The sequence below is a fragment of the Virgibacillus ainsalahensis genome (assembly GCF_055380755.1).
This window is the reverse complement of the sequence record NZ_AP043943.1, coordinates 1,780,996-1,795,292: the sequence shown is the minus strand read 5'-3', so window position 1 is coordinate 1,795,292 and position 14,297 is coordinate 1,780,996. Positions and strand designations below refer to the sequence as shown.

Here is a 14,297-nt window from a genome sequence, read left to right as displayed (position 1 = left end):
TCAATTAATTCCAGATTTCATCGAAAGATTAAGATAAATAACAAGGAGGAATAGATATGGAAATTTTTACTTATATGGAAGAATATGATTATGAACAGATGGTAATATGTCAAGATAAAAATTCAGGATTAAAAGCAATTATTGCAATTCATGACACAACTTTAGGGCCAGCTTTAGGCGGTACAAGAATGTGGACATACGATACGGAGGAAGAAGCAATTGAAGATGCGTTACGGTTAGCGAAGGGAATGACATATAAAAATGCGGCTGCAGGGCTGAACTTAGGCGGGGGAAAAACGGTGATTATGGGAGACCCTAAAAAAGATAAAAATCCAGAAATGTTCCGAGCATTCGGCCGATATATACAAGGGCTTAATGGCCGCTATATCACTGCAGAAGATGTAGGAACTACCGTAAATGACATGGGGTTGATTCATATGGAAACAGATTTCGTGACGGGCGTTTCAGCAGATTCCGGTTCATCTGGTGACCCTTCTCCTGTGACGGCCTATGGTGTTTACCGCGGGATGAAAGCAGCTGCAAAAGAAGCATATGGTGACGATTCGTTGGAGGGGAAAACAATTGCTATTCAAGGTGTCGGGAGTGTGGCTTATAAACTATGTGAGTATTTGAATCAAGAGGGGGCGAACCTAATTGTTTCAGATATCAATAAAGAAGCAGTAAATCGTGCTGTGGAAGCTTTTGGAGCAAAGGCTTGCGAGCCGGATGCGATCTATGATGTTGATTGTGACATTTATTCCCCATGTGCACTCGGAGCTACGATAAATCATGATACCATTTCAAGATTGAAGGCGAAAGTGATTGCAGGGTCAGCAAACAACCAGCTAAAATCATCTGAACATGGTGATATTATCCATGAAAAAGGGATTGTCTACGCACCGGATTATGTCATTAATTCTGGTGGTGTAATAAATGTTGCTGATGAATTAGATGGTTATAATCAGGAGAGGGCTATGAGAAAAGTTGAAACAATTTATGACAGTTTAAATAGAGTATTTGAAATTTCCCGGCGTGACCAAATTCCTTCATATGTTGCAGCTAATCGGATGGCAGAGGAAAGAATTGAGTCTGTAAGAAAATCCAGAAATCAATTTCTTCTAAATGGCCATCATATCCTAAGCAGAAGAAAATAGTCGACATTTACAACGGAGGTCAGTAAATTGCAGTACCATCGTATTCTGGTTATTAATCCCGGGAGGACAACGACTGAAATTGGGATCTATAATGAAGAAGTATGTATATTCGAGAAAACAATCCAACACCATTTGGATGATTTAGAGCCTTTTAAGCGAATTGTAGACCAAAACCATTTTCGTAAAAACGTAATTCTGGAATATTTGAATTACGTAGGTATTAATATCTCCAAACTAAGTGCAGTCTGCGCCAGGGGTGGACTGTTAAAACCGATTGAAGGTGGAACGTATGAGGTAAATCAATCAATGCTGAACGATTTAAAAAGTAGCAATCATAATGGGGAACATCCTTCCAATCTAGGAGGTATTTTAGCATATGAGATTGCCTATAGCTTGAATATTCCTGCATATATCACTGATCCAGTTGTGGTGGATGAACTGGAGGAGTTAGCCAGATTTTCAGGATTCCCAGAAATCCCTCGAAAAAGTATTTTTCATACCTTAAATCAAAAAGCAGCTGCAAGAAAAGCTGCACATGAATTAAAAGAAGAATACAATCATTTAAACATGATTATTACACATATGGGTGATGGGATTACAGTTGGTGCTCACAAACACGGAAAAGTGATTGATGTGAACAACGGTCTTCATGGAGACGGTCCTTTCTCTCTGGAACGTGCAGGAACTGTCCCGGCCGGGGATTTAGTTTCACTCTGCTTTTCCGGTTTGTACTCTCAGAAGGAAATCATGAGAAAGATAGTTGGCCGTGGCGGTTTAAGTGCATATCTTCATACAAATGATGGTAGTGAAATAGAGGGAAGAAACAAAAAAGGAAATCCTAATGCAGCAATTGTATATGATGCAATGGCCTATCAGATTGCTAAAGAAATTGGCTCAATGAGTTCGGTGTTATCGGGAAAAGTAGATGCGATTGTATTAACTGGGGAACTTGCTTACTCTAAATCATTTGTTGATAAGATAACCAAACGTGTAAAATGGATAGCTGATATACTTGTCTATCCAGGTGAAGATGAATTACAGGCATTGAATGAAGGGGCTTTAAGGGTATTACGTGATCAAGAAAAAGTTAAAATATACCCGTAATATTAATTCATAAAGGAGCTTATTACATATGACAAAAGACTATGATCTGGTAATACTCGGTGGTGGTACCGGGGGTTATGTCGCTGCAATTCGTGCCACGCAATTGGGAATGCAGGTTGCTATTGTTGAAAAAGAAGATCTCGGGGGTACCTGTCTGCATCGAGGGTGCATTCCATCAAAAGCCTTGTTAAGAAGTGCAGAGGTCTACCGGCAAACAAAAGAGTCAAGTCATTTTGGCATAGATACGGAAGGTGCTGTATTAAATTTTAGCAAGGTACAGAAAAGAAAAGAAGACATTGTCCATACACTACATCAAGGTGTTCAAGGATTAATGAAAAAAGGAAAAATAGATGTTTATTATGGATTCGGACGTATCCTCGGGCCAAGTATCTTTTCTCCAATGCCTGGTACAATTTCGATCGAGTACGATAATGGTGATGAAAATACAATGCTTGTTCCTAAGAATGTATTGATCGCTACCGGTTCCAGACCGAAGTCACTCCCGGGATTGGAAATTGATGGAATAAACGTAATGAACTCTGACGAAGCTTTAAATATGGAAGAATTACCAACATCCATGCTAATCATCGGAGGTGGAGTAATTGGAATCGAATGGGCCTCCATGTTGGCTGATTTTGGTGTGGAAGTAACTGTGGTAGAATATTTGGATCGAATTTTGCCATCAGAAGATGAAGCAGTAGCAACTGAAGTTGAAAAACTGTTGGTGAAGAAAGGGATTACCTTTGTTAAAAAGGCAAAACTCTTAACGGAAACACTTTCTACAGAAAATAATGTAACGATTGAAGCTGTAATAAATGGAAAGAATGAAACATTCCATGCTGAAAAACTGTTAGTATCCGTTGGTCGTGAAGCAAATACAACAAATATCGGAATAGAGAACACGGATATTGTCGTCGAGAAAAACTTTATTCTGACAAATCAGTTCTTCCAGACAAAAGAAACTCATATTTATGCGATAGGTGATGTGATTGGAGGTATGCAACTGGCTCATGTTGCCTCCCACGAGGGGATTGTGGCAGTCGAACATATGGCTGATAAAAATCCAGAACCAATCGATTATGCGAATGTTCCATCATGTATCTATTCAAATCCTGAAGTTGCCAGCGTAGGTTTAACTGAGAAACAAGCAAGAGAAAAGGAGTTTGAAGTTAAAATTGGTATTTTTCCATTCAAAGCAATTGGAAAAGCGCTTGTCTATGGTGAAACGGACGGATTTGTAAAAATAATAGCTGATAAAAAAACAGAAGATTTACTCGGTGTTCATATGGTCGGGCCTCATGTCACAGATATGATATCTGAAGCAGGACTTGCAAAAGTGCTTGATGCTACACCGTGGGAATTAGCGGAAACCATTCATCCACACCCCACAATATCAGAAATAATGGGTGAAGCAGCGCTGGCTGTGGAAGGTAAACAGATTCATGGATAAGAAAAGGGAGGGACTTTGTTATGCCAACAAATCGTCATGAAACACTTGGGTTATCAGATGAGCAGGCTCTGAAAATGTTCAAAACGATGTTCTTGGCAAGAAAGTTAGATGAAAGAATGTGGCTGTTAAACCGCGCTGGGAAGATACCGTTTGTTATTTCATGTCAAGGCCAGGAAGCCGCTCAAGTGGGAGCATCATTCGCTATGAACCTGGAGAAAGATTATGTTGCTCCATATTATCGTGATATGGGAGTTGTTCTGGCATTTGGTATGACAGCAAAAGAACTGATGCTTTCAAGTTTTGCAAAAGCAGAAGATCCTAATTCCGGTGGAAGGCAGATGCCTGGACATTTTGGGCAAAAGAAAAACAGGATACTTACTGGTTCTTCACCGGTTACTACGCAACTGCCTCACGCTGTAGGTATAGCACTAGCTGCTAAGATGGAAAGAAAAGACTTTGTTTCACTGACTACTTTAGGCGAAGGGTCATCAAACCAGGGTGATTTTCATGAAGGCTTGAATTTTGCGGGTGTTCATAAGTTACCTGTTATTACAATGGTTGAGAATAATAAGTATGCGATCTCAGTTCATGTGGAAAAACAATTGGCAAGTGAAACTGTTGCGGATCGTGCGACGAGCTATGGCATGCCGGGATACAAAGTTGATGGGAATGACCCGCTGGCCGTTTATGAAGTTGTAAAAGCTGCTAGAGAACGAGCTGTAAATGGAGACGGTCCGACGTTGATTGAAGCGGTCACCTATCGATTTACTGCACATTCCAGTGATGATGACGATCGGCAGTATCGCAAGAGCGATGAGGTAGAAGAAGCGAAGAAAAAGGATTCCATTATTACGTTTGCAGCTTATTTGAAAGAGAATGGAATTTTAACGGACGAAATAGAGAAAACATTAAACGATGAAACTGCAACGATTGTAAATGAGGCAACCGATTACGCCGAAAATGCTGCATATGCAAAGGCTGAAGATGCATTAAAATATGTTTATGAAGAGTAGGGAGGGAGAAAAATGCCAGTATTGACATATATACAAGCAATAACAGCCGGATTGAGAGAAGAAATGCAACGGGATGAAAAGGTTTTTATTCTAGGAGAAGATGTCGGTAAAAAGGGTGGAGTTTTTCAAGCTACCGTTGGATTGTATGAGGAGTTTGGTGAAGACCGTGTGTTGGATACACCACTTGCTGAATCTGCAATTGCCGGGGTTGGAATTGGCGCAGCTATGTACGGGATGCGTCCGGTTGCCGAAATGCAATTTGCTGATTTTATTATGCCTGCTGTAAACCAAATCATTTCAGAAGCAGCAAAAATACGTTATCGTTCGAACAATGATTGGAATGCTCCTATAACGATACGTGCACCATATGGTGGAGGAGTCCATGGCGCACTGTACCATTCGCAATCGGTAGAGGCGGTTTTTGCCAATCAACCAGGGTTGAAAATAGTTATGCCATCAACCCCCTACGATGCAAAAGGACTACTGAAGGCTGCAATTCGTGATAATGACCCGGTCCTTTTCTTCGAGCATAAACGTGCTTATCGTCTACTTAAAGATGAAGTTCCAGAGGATGACTATGTTTTACCGATTGGAAAAGCAGATGTGAAACGTGAAGGTTCCGACATCACAATTATTACGTATGGTCTGGCTGTCCACTTTGCTCTTCAAGCTGCTGAGAAACTCGCAGAAGAAGAAATCGACGCACATATTCTTGACTTAAGAACAGTGTACCCAATGGATAAAGAAGCAATTATCGAAGCAGCGAAAAAGACAGGAAAAGTGTTATTAATCACGGAAGATAATAAAGAAGGAAGTATCATCGGTGAAGTGGCTGCAATAATTGCAGAGAACTGCTTATTTGACTTGGATGCACCAATCCAGCGCCTGGCAGGACCTGATATTCCTTCCATGCCATATGCACCAAATATGGAAAAATTCTTTTTGATAAATCCGGATAAAGTGGAAAACGCAATGCGGGAATTAGCAAAGTTTTAAATCAGGGAGGGATCCAATATGGCTGCCGAAAAAATTAATATGCCGCAGTTAGGTGAAAGTGTCACAGAAGGCACTATTAGTTCATGGCTTGTTAAGGCGGGGGATTATGTTAATAAATATGATCCAATAGCAGAAGTAATGACAGATAAGGTTAACGCAGAAGTCCCATCCTCGTTTACCGGTGTTATAAAAGAAATAATTGCACAAGAAGGTGAAACAATAGCTGTTGGTGAACTGATGTGTTATATCGAGACAGACGATGAGAACGCCTCTCCCGTTGAAGCAGCTAATTCAAATAACAAAGAACAAACCATGGAAAAAACCGAATCAAAAGAACCAGCAGAAGAAAATCAACCGATGAAAAAACGATATTCTCCTGCGGTACTTCGAATGGCACAGGAAAATGAGATTGATTTAACACTTGTTAACGGAACTGGTCTTGGAGGACGAATTACTCGTAAGGATATAGAAAAAATCCTTGCTTCGGGTGATATTCCAAAAGAAACTGAAGAAAGCCAAAAAGATGCGGTCATGGAACAAACTGCATCCAATTCAGCAACTCAATCGGGAGATATTGAAATCCCTGTTACCGGTGTACGAAAAGCAATCGCTCAAAATATGGTAAGGTCAACTCAGGAAATACCACATGCCTGGATGACGGTGGAAGCTGACGTAACAAATCTTGTTGGTTACAGAAACAAGATTAAAGATGATTTTAAACACAAGGAAGGCTTTAGCCTCACTTTTTTTGCTTTCTTTGTAAAAGCAGTGGCACAGGCATTAAAGGAATATCCAAAGCTTAACAGTACATGGGCAGAAGATAAAATAATACAGCGGAAAGATATTAACCTATCCATAGCTGTTGCAAAAGATGAGGAACTTTTCGTACCAGTAATTAAGCACGCAGATGAGAAGAGCATCAAAGGTATTGCAAAAGATATAAATGAACTGGCTATGAAAGCACGTACAGGGAAGCTCACTTCTGATGACATGCAAGGCGGTACATTTACCGTGAATAACACGGGGTCATTCGGATCCATACACTCCATGGGTGTAATTAACCACCCACAGGCTGCAATTCTGCAAATTGAGTCCATTGTAAAACGCCCTGTTATTATAAACGATATGTTTGCTGCAAGGGAAATGGTTAACTTATCCTTATCATTAGACCACCGAATTTTAGATGGCCTTATTTGTGGAAAGTTTCTGGCAAGAGTCAAGGAAATCTTAGAAAATATTAGCGCAGATAACACAAATGTATATTAATAACTCCTGTTATAGTTATTAAGAATTGAAATAATAAAAAAAAGTTGATAAGCTATTTAATAAGTATTCAAATCTTATATTAATAAAGGGGATAGATATTCGATGGATTTTAATTTATTCATGAATGATGTTGTAGATGCTGCGCGAAAAGATATACGTGAAGCCGGTTACGAAGAGCTCTCAAGCTCCGAAGATGTAGATAAAGCTTTAACCCGTGATGGTACAACTTTAGTAATGATTAATTCAACTTGCGGTTGTGCAGGAGGTATTGCACGTCCTGCAGCTGCGAACTCCATTCATTATGATAAACGTCCTGATCACTTGGTCACTGTATTCGCAGGCCAGGACCGTGATGCAACAGAGAAAGCAAGAACGTATTTTGAAGGGTATCCGCCTTCTTCACCTTCCTTTGCATTTTTAAAAGATGGTAAAATTGTCACCATGTTGGAACGCCACGATATTGAGGGGTTCAGTGCCGTTGATGTCGTTGGCAAGCTTCAAAATGTTTTTGATGAATATTGCGAAGAGGTTTAATTATTACAGTTAAACTCTTTAATCATGAGGCTGTTTCTATTTTAAGTAGGTCAGCCTCTTTTTATTCAGCAGCGGATTTTTCGAAAAGGGAGATTTTAATGTGAAAATTGGCTATCGAACAATTAAGACTGCAATTGGTACGCCTATTGCAATTTCGATTGCTCAATTATTTGATGTAACCAATTTTGTTTCTGCAGGGATACTCACAATATTATGTATTCAACCATCAAGAAAACGCTCTTTTATGAGCGCATGGCATCGATTTTTTGCCTGTATCATTGCAATTCTATATTCTTTTGTCTTTTTTGAATTATTCGGCTACAACCCGGTTTCTGTTGGACTGATGCTGGCAGTCTTCATTCCAACTACTGTTTTTCTGAAAATTACTCCTGGAATAACAACAAGTTCAGTTATCATATTAAATTTATATAGTGCATCAGCTATTTCGCTTGTATTCATTCTGGATCAATTTCTTTTAATTATCATTGGCATAGGTACAGGGTTGCTTTTAAATTTGTATATGCCAAGTTTGGATAATAAATTAAAAAGTAAACAAAAGAAGCTGGAAGATAATTTTCAGATGATTTTATATGAAATAGCAAATTATGTAAGAAACAAAGATATTAATTGGGATGGTAAAGAAATAACGGAAACAGAAAACCTGTTAAGCGAAGCTGCTGATTTAGTCGAACGTGATCGGGAAAATCATTTATTACGTAACAAGCATCCATACAGAGAGTATTTCAGGATGCGGGCAAGACAGTTTGAATTATTGCAGCGCATGCTTCCGCTTGTGACAAAATTACCAAATACAGATATTACGTCAGAAAAAATTGGTTATTTTTTTGAGAATCTTTCAGAAAATGTGTCACCCCTGAATAGAGCTGCTTTATTTCTTGAAGAACTGGAAGAACTTAGAGATGAATTTAACGATGAAGAGCTTCCCGAAACAAGAGAAGAGTTTGAGATAAGAGCGAATTTGTTTCGGTTATTACATGAGATAGAAGATTACTTAATATTAAAAATGAAATATAAAAAAAGTGATATTAGAAAAAAGCAATAAGAAAGCTTATTGTTTAAAAATCGGGACAGCTACCAAATACATTTGAAGCCTCTCGAATTATACTGGTTATGTTAAACTTTTATATTGTACCAGATGCAAAAATAGACTGGAACCATTAGGTTGGGGCCCAGTCTGTTCTAGCAGTTAAGCAAGTATAAAAGTATCGTACTGCGTAAGTGCAACTAAGACACACTGATTAAAGGCTTGGTCAAAAGCCTGGATTTTCTAATTATATAAACATAGCAAAGGCAGCAGTGAATGTTGATAAAAGCATTGCAATAATCATTATATAAACCACTATTTTAGTTCTGCGTTCACGTTTTGATCTCTTATTAGCAGCCATAAAAATCCTCCTTTAACCCTGTTACTATTTGTATTTTAACTTTAAAATGAATATTGGACAAGTATAAAAGTAATGAACAAAGAATGAAGAGAAAAATTATAATTAATATAATGGAGGTATAACCGATATGTCTGATAAAGGAAATTACGAGGAAAAAAAGAATTGGGAGAAATCCGTTGATTCTATTTTAAAGCGCTTTCCCGAGAGGAAGTCATCATTCACGACGTCTTCCGATATTGAAGTGAAACGATTGTATACCAATAATAATGAAACTGTAAACGATTTGGGATATCCAGGCCAATATCCATATACCAGAGGAATTCAGCCAACAATGTATCGAAGCAGATTTTGGACAATGCGACAGTATGCGGGTTTTGGTTCTGCTTCCGAAACGAATAAACGGTTTCGTTATTTATTGGAGCAGGGGCAGACCGGTCTATCCGTAGCATTTGATTTGCCAACACAAATTGGTTATGATTCAGACGATATGATGGCTGAAGGAGAGGTTGGAAAAGTTGGAGTTGCCATTGATTCACTTGAAGATATGGAAAAACTGCTTGATCAAATTCCACTGGATAAAGTAAGTACATCGATGACGATAAATGCACCTGCATCTGTATTGCTTTGTATGTATATTGCAGTTGGAGAGAAACAGGGAGTGCCTCTAGAGAAACTTACCGGCACGATACAAAACGATATTTTAAAAGAATACATAGCCAGAGGTACATACATATATCCACCGAAACCGTCTATGCGGCTAATTACAAATATATTTGAATATTGCCAGGAAAATGTTCCTAAATTTAACACCATCAGTATTTCCGGCTATCATATTCGTGAAGCTGGAGCAACTGCTGTTCAGGAGGCGGCATTTACGATAGCAGATGGTATGGCGTATGTGGATGCTGCAATTGAGTCTGGTCTTGATGTTGATTCATTCGCACCGAGGCTTGCATTTTTCTTCAACGCACATAATAATTTTTTTGAGGAAGTTGCAAAATTTCGTGCAGCACGAAGAATTTGGGCGAAAATTATGAAAGAGCATTACAAAGCGAAAGATCCTAAAAGCTGGAAATTACGTTTCCATACACAGACAGGTGGCTCTACTTTAACAGCTCAACAGCCGGATAATAATATTGTCAGGGTAACATTGCAAGCTTTAGCTGCTGTAATGGGCGGAACACAAAGCTTACACACCAATTCTCGTGATGAAGCCTTGTCACTGCCTACTGAAGATTCAGCACGTATCGCTTTAAGAACACAACAAATAATAGCGAATGAAAGTGGTGTTGCCGATACAATTGATCCATTAGGTGGTTCTTACTATGTGGAAGAGCTCACAGATAATATGGAAAACGAAATAAATCATTATCTGGACCGGATTAAGGAAATCGGTGGAGCTGTTCAGGCTGTAGAAGAAGGATTTATGCAGCGTGAAATTCATCAAAAAGCATACGAAACCCAGAAAAGAATTGAAAACGGAGAAGAAGTAATCGTTGGTTTAAATAAGTTTAAGCTTGAAGAGGAAATTAATCCTGATTTATTGAAAGTTGATGAAGCATTAGAGCAGTCTCAAATAAAATCGCTTGAAGAAATTAGAAGTAAGCGCAATGATTCAAAGGTGAACTCAGCGTTAGAAGCAATAAGTGAAGCAGCAAAAACACCTGATACAAACCTAATACCATTCATTCTGGATGCCGTTAAAAATTATGCAACCATTGGAGAAATTTGTAATGTGATGCGGAGTCAATTTGGAGAATATACAGGAGTATAAGAGGGGGAGATACAGATGGGGAAAATACGTGTATTAGTCGCAAAGCCCGGTCTCGATGGGCATGATCGAGGGGCGTTGGTAATATCTCAAGCATTAAGAGATCATGGGATGGAAGTAATTTATACCGGTTTGCGGCAGTCTCCTGTGCAAATTGCACAGGCGGCAATTCAGGAGGATGTAGATGTAATTGGGCTTTCTTCGTTATCGGGGGCACACAAAACATTATTTCCTAAAATCCTCGAAGAACTGGACAAACGAAATGCAAGTGATATTCCTGTTGTGGGTGGGGGTGTTATCCCAAGCGAAGATATTCCCTTTTTGTTAGACAAAGGGATTAAAAAAATATTTACAAGTGGATCTTCCACAGAATCTTTGGCAAACTATATTCAGGAATTAATTAAGCCAGAAGAAAAGAGCATAAGCCAACTGAAGAAGATCTCTCATATTGGAATTGCAGTTAAAGAAATAGATGCAACTCTTTCATTTTACACTGATTCATTGGGAATGCAGTTGGAAGCCGTAGAAAAGGTAGAATCGGAAGGAGTAAAAGTTGCATTCTTAAAGATTGGTGAATCACGTTTTGAATTATTGGAACCATTGGATGAAACCTCGCCTATCCATCGTTTTATTGAAAATAAAGGAGAGGGTATTCATCACATTGCATTAGAAACAGAAAATATTACAGACCGATTAAATCAGTTGAAATCTGAAGGCGTCCAACTAGTTAATGAACAACCGAAGCCGGGTGCCCATAACAGCCAAATTGCATTCATTCATCCAAAATCAGCAAAGGGCGTGTTGTTTGAATTGTGTCAACAGGATAGAGGAAGTGAGAAATAATGGATATTTTTGACAAAATTAATGAGTTGTATGATAAGCGCCGTCAAACAGAGCTTGGCGGTGGGGATGAACGGATAGAAAAACAGCATAATAAAGGTAAAATGACAGCGAGAGAACGTATCGATTATTTACTGGATGACGAAACCTTTGTTGAATTAAACCCGTTTATTGAACACCGGGCATCGGACTTTGGTATGGATACGAATAACGCTAAAGGTGAAGGAGTTGTTACCGGATACGGAAAAATTTCAGGTAAACCGGTATATCTATTTGCTCAGGATTTTACGGTATACGGTGGTGCTCTCGGTGAAATGCATGGGAAGAAAATTGCGGCTGTGATGGATTTGGCTGCAAAGAATGGTGTTCCTTTTATAGGGTTGAATGACTCGGGAGGGGCACGTATTCAGGAGGGTGTATCATCGCTTGATGGTTATGGACAGGTTTTCTATCGTAATTCCATCTATTCTGGCGTTATCCCGCAAATTTCAGTGATTATGGGTCCAAGTGCTGGAGGTGCCGTTTATTCTCCGGCGATAACTGATTTTGTTATTATGGTTGAGGAGACCTCACAAATGTTTATAACTGGACCTAAAGTAATTGAAACTGTTACTGGAGAGAAGATTTCATCCGATGACCTTGGTGGAGCAGACATCCATAATAGTAAAAGTGGAAATGCTCATATTAAAGCCGGCAGTGAAGAAGAGGCATTGGATGCAGTTAGACGTTTAATTGATTACTTACCTGCCAACTATGAACAAAAAGCTGATAAAAATGATTGTAAACAAACGGATGACACTCGACCGGATTTAACAGACATCGTACCATTTAATGCGAGAAGTCCTTACGATGTTAAAAATGTAATTGAACAGGTCGTGGATAAAGACAGCTTTTTTGAAATTCATCAAAACTTCGCAAAAAATATTGTTGTAGGATTTGCTCGAATAAAAGGGGAGACGATTGGTTTAGTCTGTAACCAGCCGAAACATTTGGCGGGAGGACTTGATATTGATTCCAGTGATAAAGCTGCAAGGTTTATCCGTTTTTGTGATTCCTTTAATGTTCCAATCATTACATTTGAAGACGTCACAGGATTCTTTCCTGGTGTAAAGCAGGAACACGGTGGTATCATTCGACATGGAGCAAAAATTTTATATGCTTATTCAGAAGCAACTGTTCCAAAAATAACAGTCATTACAAGAAAAGCCTATGGAGGCGCTTATGTAGCTTTAAACAGTAAGTCTATTGGTGCAGATCTTGTATACGCCTGGCCAAACGCAGAGATTGCTGTGATGGGTCCTGATGGAGCTGCGAATGTTATTTTTGCCAAAGAAATTGCTGAAAGTGAAAATCCCGAAGAAACGCGCAAAGAAAAGATTGATACATATCGTGAAAAATTTGCGAATCCTTATGTAGCAGCAGGATTGGGGATGGTTGATGACGTCATTGATCCTCGGGAAACGAGGATTAAACTGATACAGGCACTGGAAATGCTTTACAATAAAAAAGAAGAACGCCCGAAGAAGAAACATGGAAATATTCCACTATAATTTTATTGGAGGATTTATATAATGGTGAAAGTAGACAAGGACCGGCTGATCAATGAGTTTATTGAACTTGTAAAGATCGATTCAGAAACTAAAAATGAAGCGGAAATTGCCGTTGTTCTGAAACGAAAATTTACGGATCTCGGGTTGGAAGTAGTTGAAGATTCCAGTATGAAAGAAACTGGGCATGGAGCAGGCAATTTAATTTGCACATTGAAAGGGAATAAAAAAGGTGCAGATCCAATTTATTTCACTTCACATATGGATACGGTTGTTCCAGGGAAAGACATTAACCCATCTGTTCAAGATGGATATATTGTCTCTGATGGTACCACTATCTTAGGAGCAGATGATAAAGCTGGTTTGGCTGCAATGCTTGAATCACTTCGCACCATTCAGGAAAATGATATCAAACACGGTGATATCCAATTTGTCATAACAGTGGGAGAAGAATCAGGTTTGGTCGGCGCTAAAGCATTGGATTCTTCTTTAATACATGCAAAATATGGATATGCCCTTGACAGCAATGGAAACGTTGGTGATATTATCGTTGCTGCACCAACACAGGCAAAAGTATATGCAATCATAAAAGGAAAAACCGCACATGCCGGATTGGCACCTGAAAAGGGTGTTTCCGCGATAACAATTGCAGCTAAAGCAATTTCCAACATGCCACATGGGCGGATAGATGAGGATACAACCGCAAACATCGGACGCTTTGAAGGTGGCAAACAGACAAATATTGTCGTTGACCATGTGGAAATATTAGCAGAAGCCAGATCTTTAGTTCCAGAAAAAATGGAAAAACAGGTTGCCAAAATGAAAGAAGCCTTTGAATCAACAGCTGAAAAAATGGGTGGATCCGCTGAGGTAGAAGTTAAAGTCATGTATCCAGGATTTAATCAAAAGGCAGGAGATCAGGTTGTGGAAGTGGCTCGGCTTGCTGCTAAAACAATCGGACGTGATAGTAAGTTGTTAAAGAGCGGAGGGGGCAGTGATGCAAATATCATTGCAGGTTCTGGAATTCCAACTGTTAATCTGGCAGTTGGATATGAAGAAATCCATACAACAAACGAGCGTATTCATATAGATGAACTTATAAAGATTACAGAATTAGTAACAGCGATTATTGATGAAGTTGCAAAGTAATTAATTACTTATTTGAGACCTTTTAAGAATGTACTTTTCTTAAAGGGTCTTTCTGCATCTATGATAT

Annotated in this window: 13 protein-coding genes; 12 read left to right on the top strand and 1 reads right to left on the bottom strand. The window is 39.0% G+C overall.

What is annotated here, in order from left to right:
* Positions 1-56 precede the first annotated feature (56 nt).
* The 8 genes from ACZ427_RS08635 to ACZ427_RS08600 all read left to right on the top strand — a co-directional run bounded on the left by ACZ427_RS08635 (position 57) and on the right by ACZ427_RS08600 (position 8,580).
* The gene (locus ACZ427_RS08635) at positions 57-1,154 is read left to right on the top strand and encodes a Glu/Leu/Phe/Val family dehydrogenase (RefSeq protein ID WP_461177787.1); all 1,098 of its coding nucleotides are present in this window, start codon (positions 57-59) and stop codon (positions 1,152-1,154) included.
* Positions 1,155-1,181: 27 nt separating this feature from the next.
* Positions 1,182-2,258, top strand: coding sequence for a butyrate kinase (gene buk, locus ACZ427_RS08630; RefSeq protein ID WP_461177788.1), 1,077 nt, complete (start codon positions 1,182-1,184; stop codon positions 2,256-2,258).
* Between the two features lie 28 nt (positions 2,259-2,286).
* Positions 2,287-3,708, top strand: a complete 1,422-nt coding sequence (gene lpdA / locus ACZ427_RS08625) for a dihydrolipoyl dehydrogenase (RefSeq protein ID WP_461177789.1) — start codon at positions 2,287-2,289, stop codon at positions 3,706-3,708.
* A gap of 20 nt (positions 3,709-3,728) precedes the next feature.
* Complete coding sequence (locus ACZ427_RS08620) at positions 3,729-4,721, top strand: thiamine pyrophosphate-dependent dehydrogenase E1 component subunit alpha (protein WP_461177790.1); 993 nt, start codon at positions 3,729-3,731, stop codon at positions 4,719-4,721.
* 12 nt (positions 4,722-4,733) lie between these two features.
* Positions 4,734-5,717, top strand: coding sequence for an alpha-ketoacid dehydrogenase subunit beta (locus tag ACZ427_RS08615; RefSeq protein ID WP_461177791.1), 984 nt, complete (start codon positions 4,734-4,736; stop codon positions 5,715-5,717).
* A gap of 18 nt (positions 5,718-5,735) precedes the next feature.
* On the top strand, positions 5,736-6,983 hold the full coding sequence (locus ACZ427_RS08610; RefSeq protein ID WP_461177792.1) for a dihydrolipoamide acetyltransferase family protein: 1,248 nt from the start codon (positions 5,736-5,738) through the stop codon (positions 6,981-6,983).
* A 102-nt stretch (positions 6,984-7,085) separates the two neighbouring features.
* Complete coding sequence (locus tag ACZ427_RS08605; protein WP_461177793.1) at positions 7,086-7,517, top strand: BrxA/BrxB family bacilliredoxin; 432 nt, start codon at positions 7,086-7,088, stop codon at positions 7,515-7,517.
* Positions 7,518-7,617: 100 nt separating this feature from the next.
* Positions 7,618-8,580, top strand: a complete 963-nt coding sequence (locus ACZ427_RS08600; RefSeq protein WP_461177794.1) for an aromatic acid exporter family protein — start codon at positions 7,618-7,620, stop codon at positions 8,578-8,580.
* Positions 8,581-8,809: 229 nt separating this feature from the next.
* Here the strand turns inward: ACZ427_RS08600 and prli42 are convergent, their stop codons facing one another.
* Positions 8,810-8,923, bottom strand: a complete 114-nt coding sequence (prli42, locus tag ACZ427_RS08595) for a stressosome-associated protein Prli42 (protein ID WP_461177795.1) — start codon at positions 8,921-8,923, stop codon at positions 8,810-8,812.
* A 127-nt stretch (positions 8,924-9,050) separates the two neighbouring features.
* On the opposite strand from prli42, the gene ACZ427_RS08590 reads away from it, so the two are divergent.
* Genes ACZ427_RS08590 through ACZ427_RS08575 form a run of 4 tightly spaced genes read left to right on the top strand, consistent with a single transcriptional unit; the run spans position 9,051 to position 14,230 of the window.
* Positions 9,051-10,697: an acyl-CoA mutase large subunit family protein gene (locus ACZ427_RS08590; protein WP_461177796.1), complete on the top strand. Its 1,647-nt coding sequence runs from the start codon at positions 9,051-9,053 to the stop codon at positions 10,695-10,697.
* 15 nt (positions 10,698-10,712) lie between these two features.
* Entirely contained in the window at positions 10,713-11,537 is an 825-nt protein-coding gene (gene mce, locus ACZ427_RS08585) for a methylmalonyl-CoA epimerase (RefSeq protein ID WP_461177797.1), read from the top strand.
* Positions 11,537-13,084 (top strand): acyl-CoA carboxylase subunit beta, encoded by a 1,548-nt coding sequence (locus ACZ427_RS08580; RefSeq protein WP_461177798.1) that lies wholly within the window; start codon positions 11,537-11,539, stop codon positions 13,082-13,084. Before mce ends, ACZ427_RS08580 begins: the two co-directional genes overlap by 1 nt.
* Before the next feature lie 21 nt (positions 13,085-13,105).
* A complete protein-coding gene (locus tag ACZ427_RS08575; RefSeq protein WP_461177799.1) occupies positions 13,106-14,230 on the top strand; it encodes a M20/M25/M40 family metallo-hydrolase in 1,125 nt (374 codons plus the stop codon).
* Positions 14,231-14,297: the final 67 nt, after the last annotated feature.

Excerpts from the sequence above, each read along its gene's own strand:
- ACZ427_RS08635 (WP_461177787.1), top strand. The coding sequence starts at position 57 with ATGGAAATTTTTACTTATATGGAAGAATATGATTATGAACAGATGGTA.
- lpdA (WP_461177789.1), top strand. The coding sequence starts at position 2,287 with ATGACAAAAGACTATGATCTGGTAATACTCGGTGGTGGTACCGGGGGT.
- ACZ427_RS08620 (WP_461177790.1), top strand. The coding sequence starts at position 3,729 with ATGCCAACAAATCGTCATGAAACACTTGGGTTATCAGATGAGCAGGCT.
- ACZ427_RS08615 (WP_461177791.1), top strand. The coding sequence starts at position 4,734 with ATGCCAGTATTGACATATATACAAGCAATAACAGCCGGATTGAGAGAA.
- ACZ427_RS08610 (WP_461177792.1), top strand. The coding sequence starts at position 5,736 with ATGGCTGCCGAAAAAATTAATATGCCGCAGTTAGGTGAAAGTGTCACA.
- ACZ427_RS08605 (WP_461177793.1), top strand. The coding sequence starts at position 7,086 with ATGGATTTTAATTTATTCATGAATGATGTTGTAGATGCTGCGCGAAAA.
- prli42 (WP_461177795.1), bottom strand. The coding sequence starts at position 8,923 with ATGGCTGCTAATAAGAGATCAAAACGTGAACGCAGAACTAAAATAGTG.
- ACZ427_RS08590 (WP_461177796.1), top strand. The coding sequence starts at position 9,051 with ATGTCTGATAAAGGAAATTACGAGGAAAAAAAGAATTGGGAGAAATCC.
- mce (WP_461177797.1), top strand. The coding sequence starts at position 10,713 with ATGGGGAAAATACGTGTATTAGTCGCAAAGCCCGGTCTCGATGGGCAT.
- ACZ427_RS08580 (WP_461177798.1), top strand. The coding sequence starts at position 11,537 with ATGGATATTTTTGACAAAATTAATGAGTTGTATGATAAGCGCCGTCAA.
- ACZ427_RS08575 (WP_461177799.1), top strand. The coding sequence starts at position 13,106 with ATGGTGAAAGTAGACAAGGACCGGCTGATCAATGAGTTTATTGAACTT.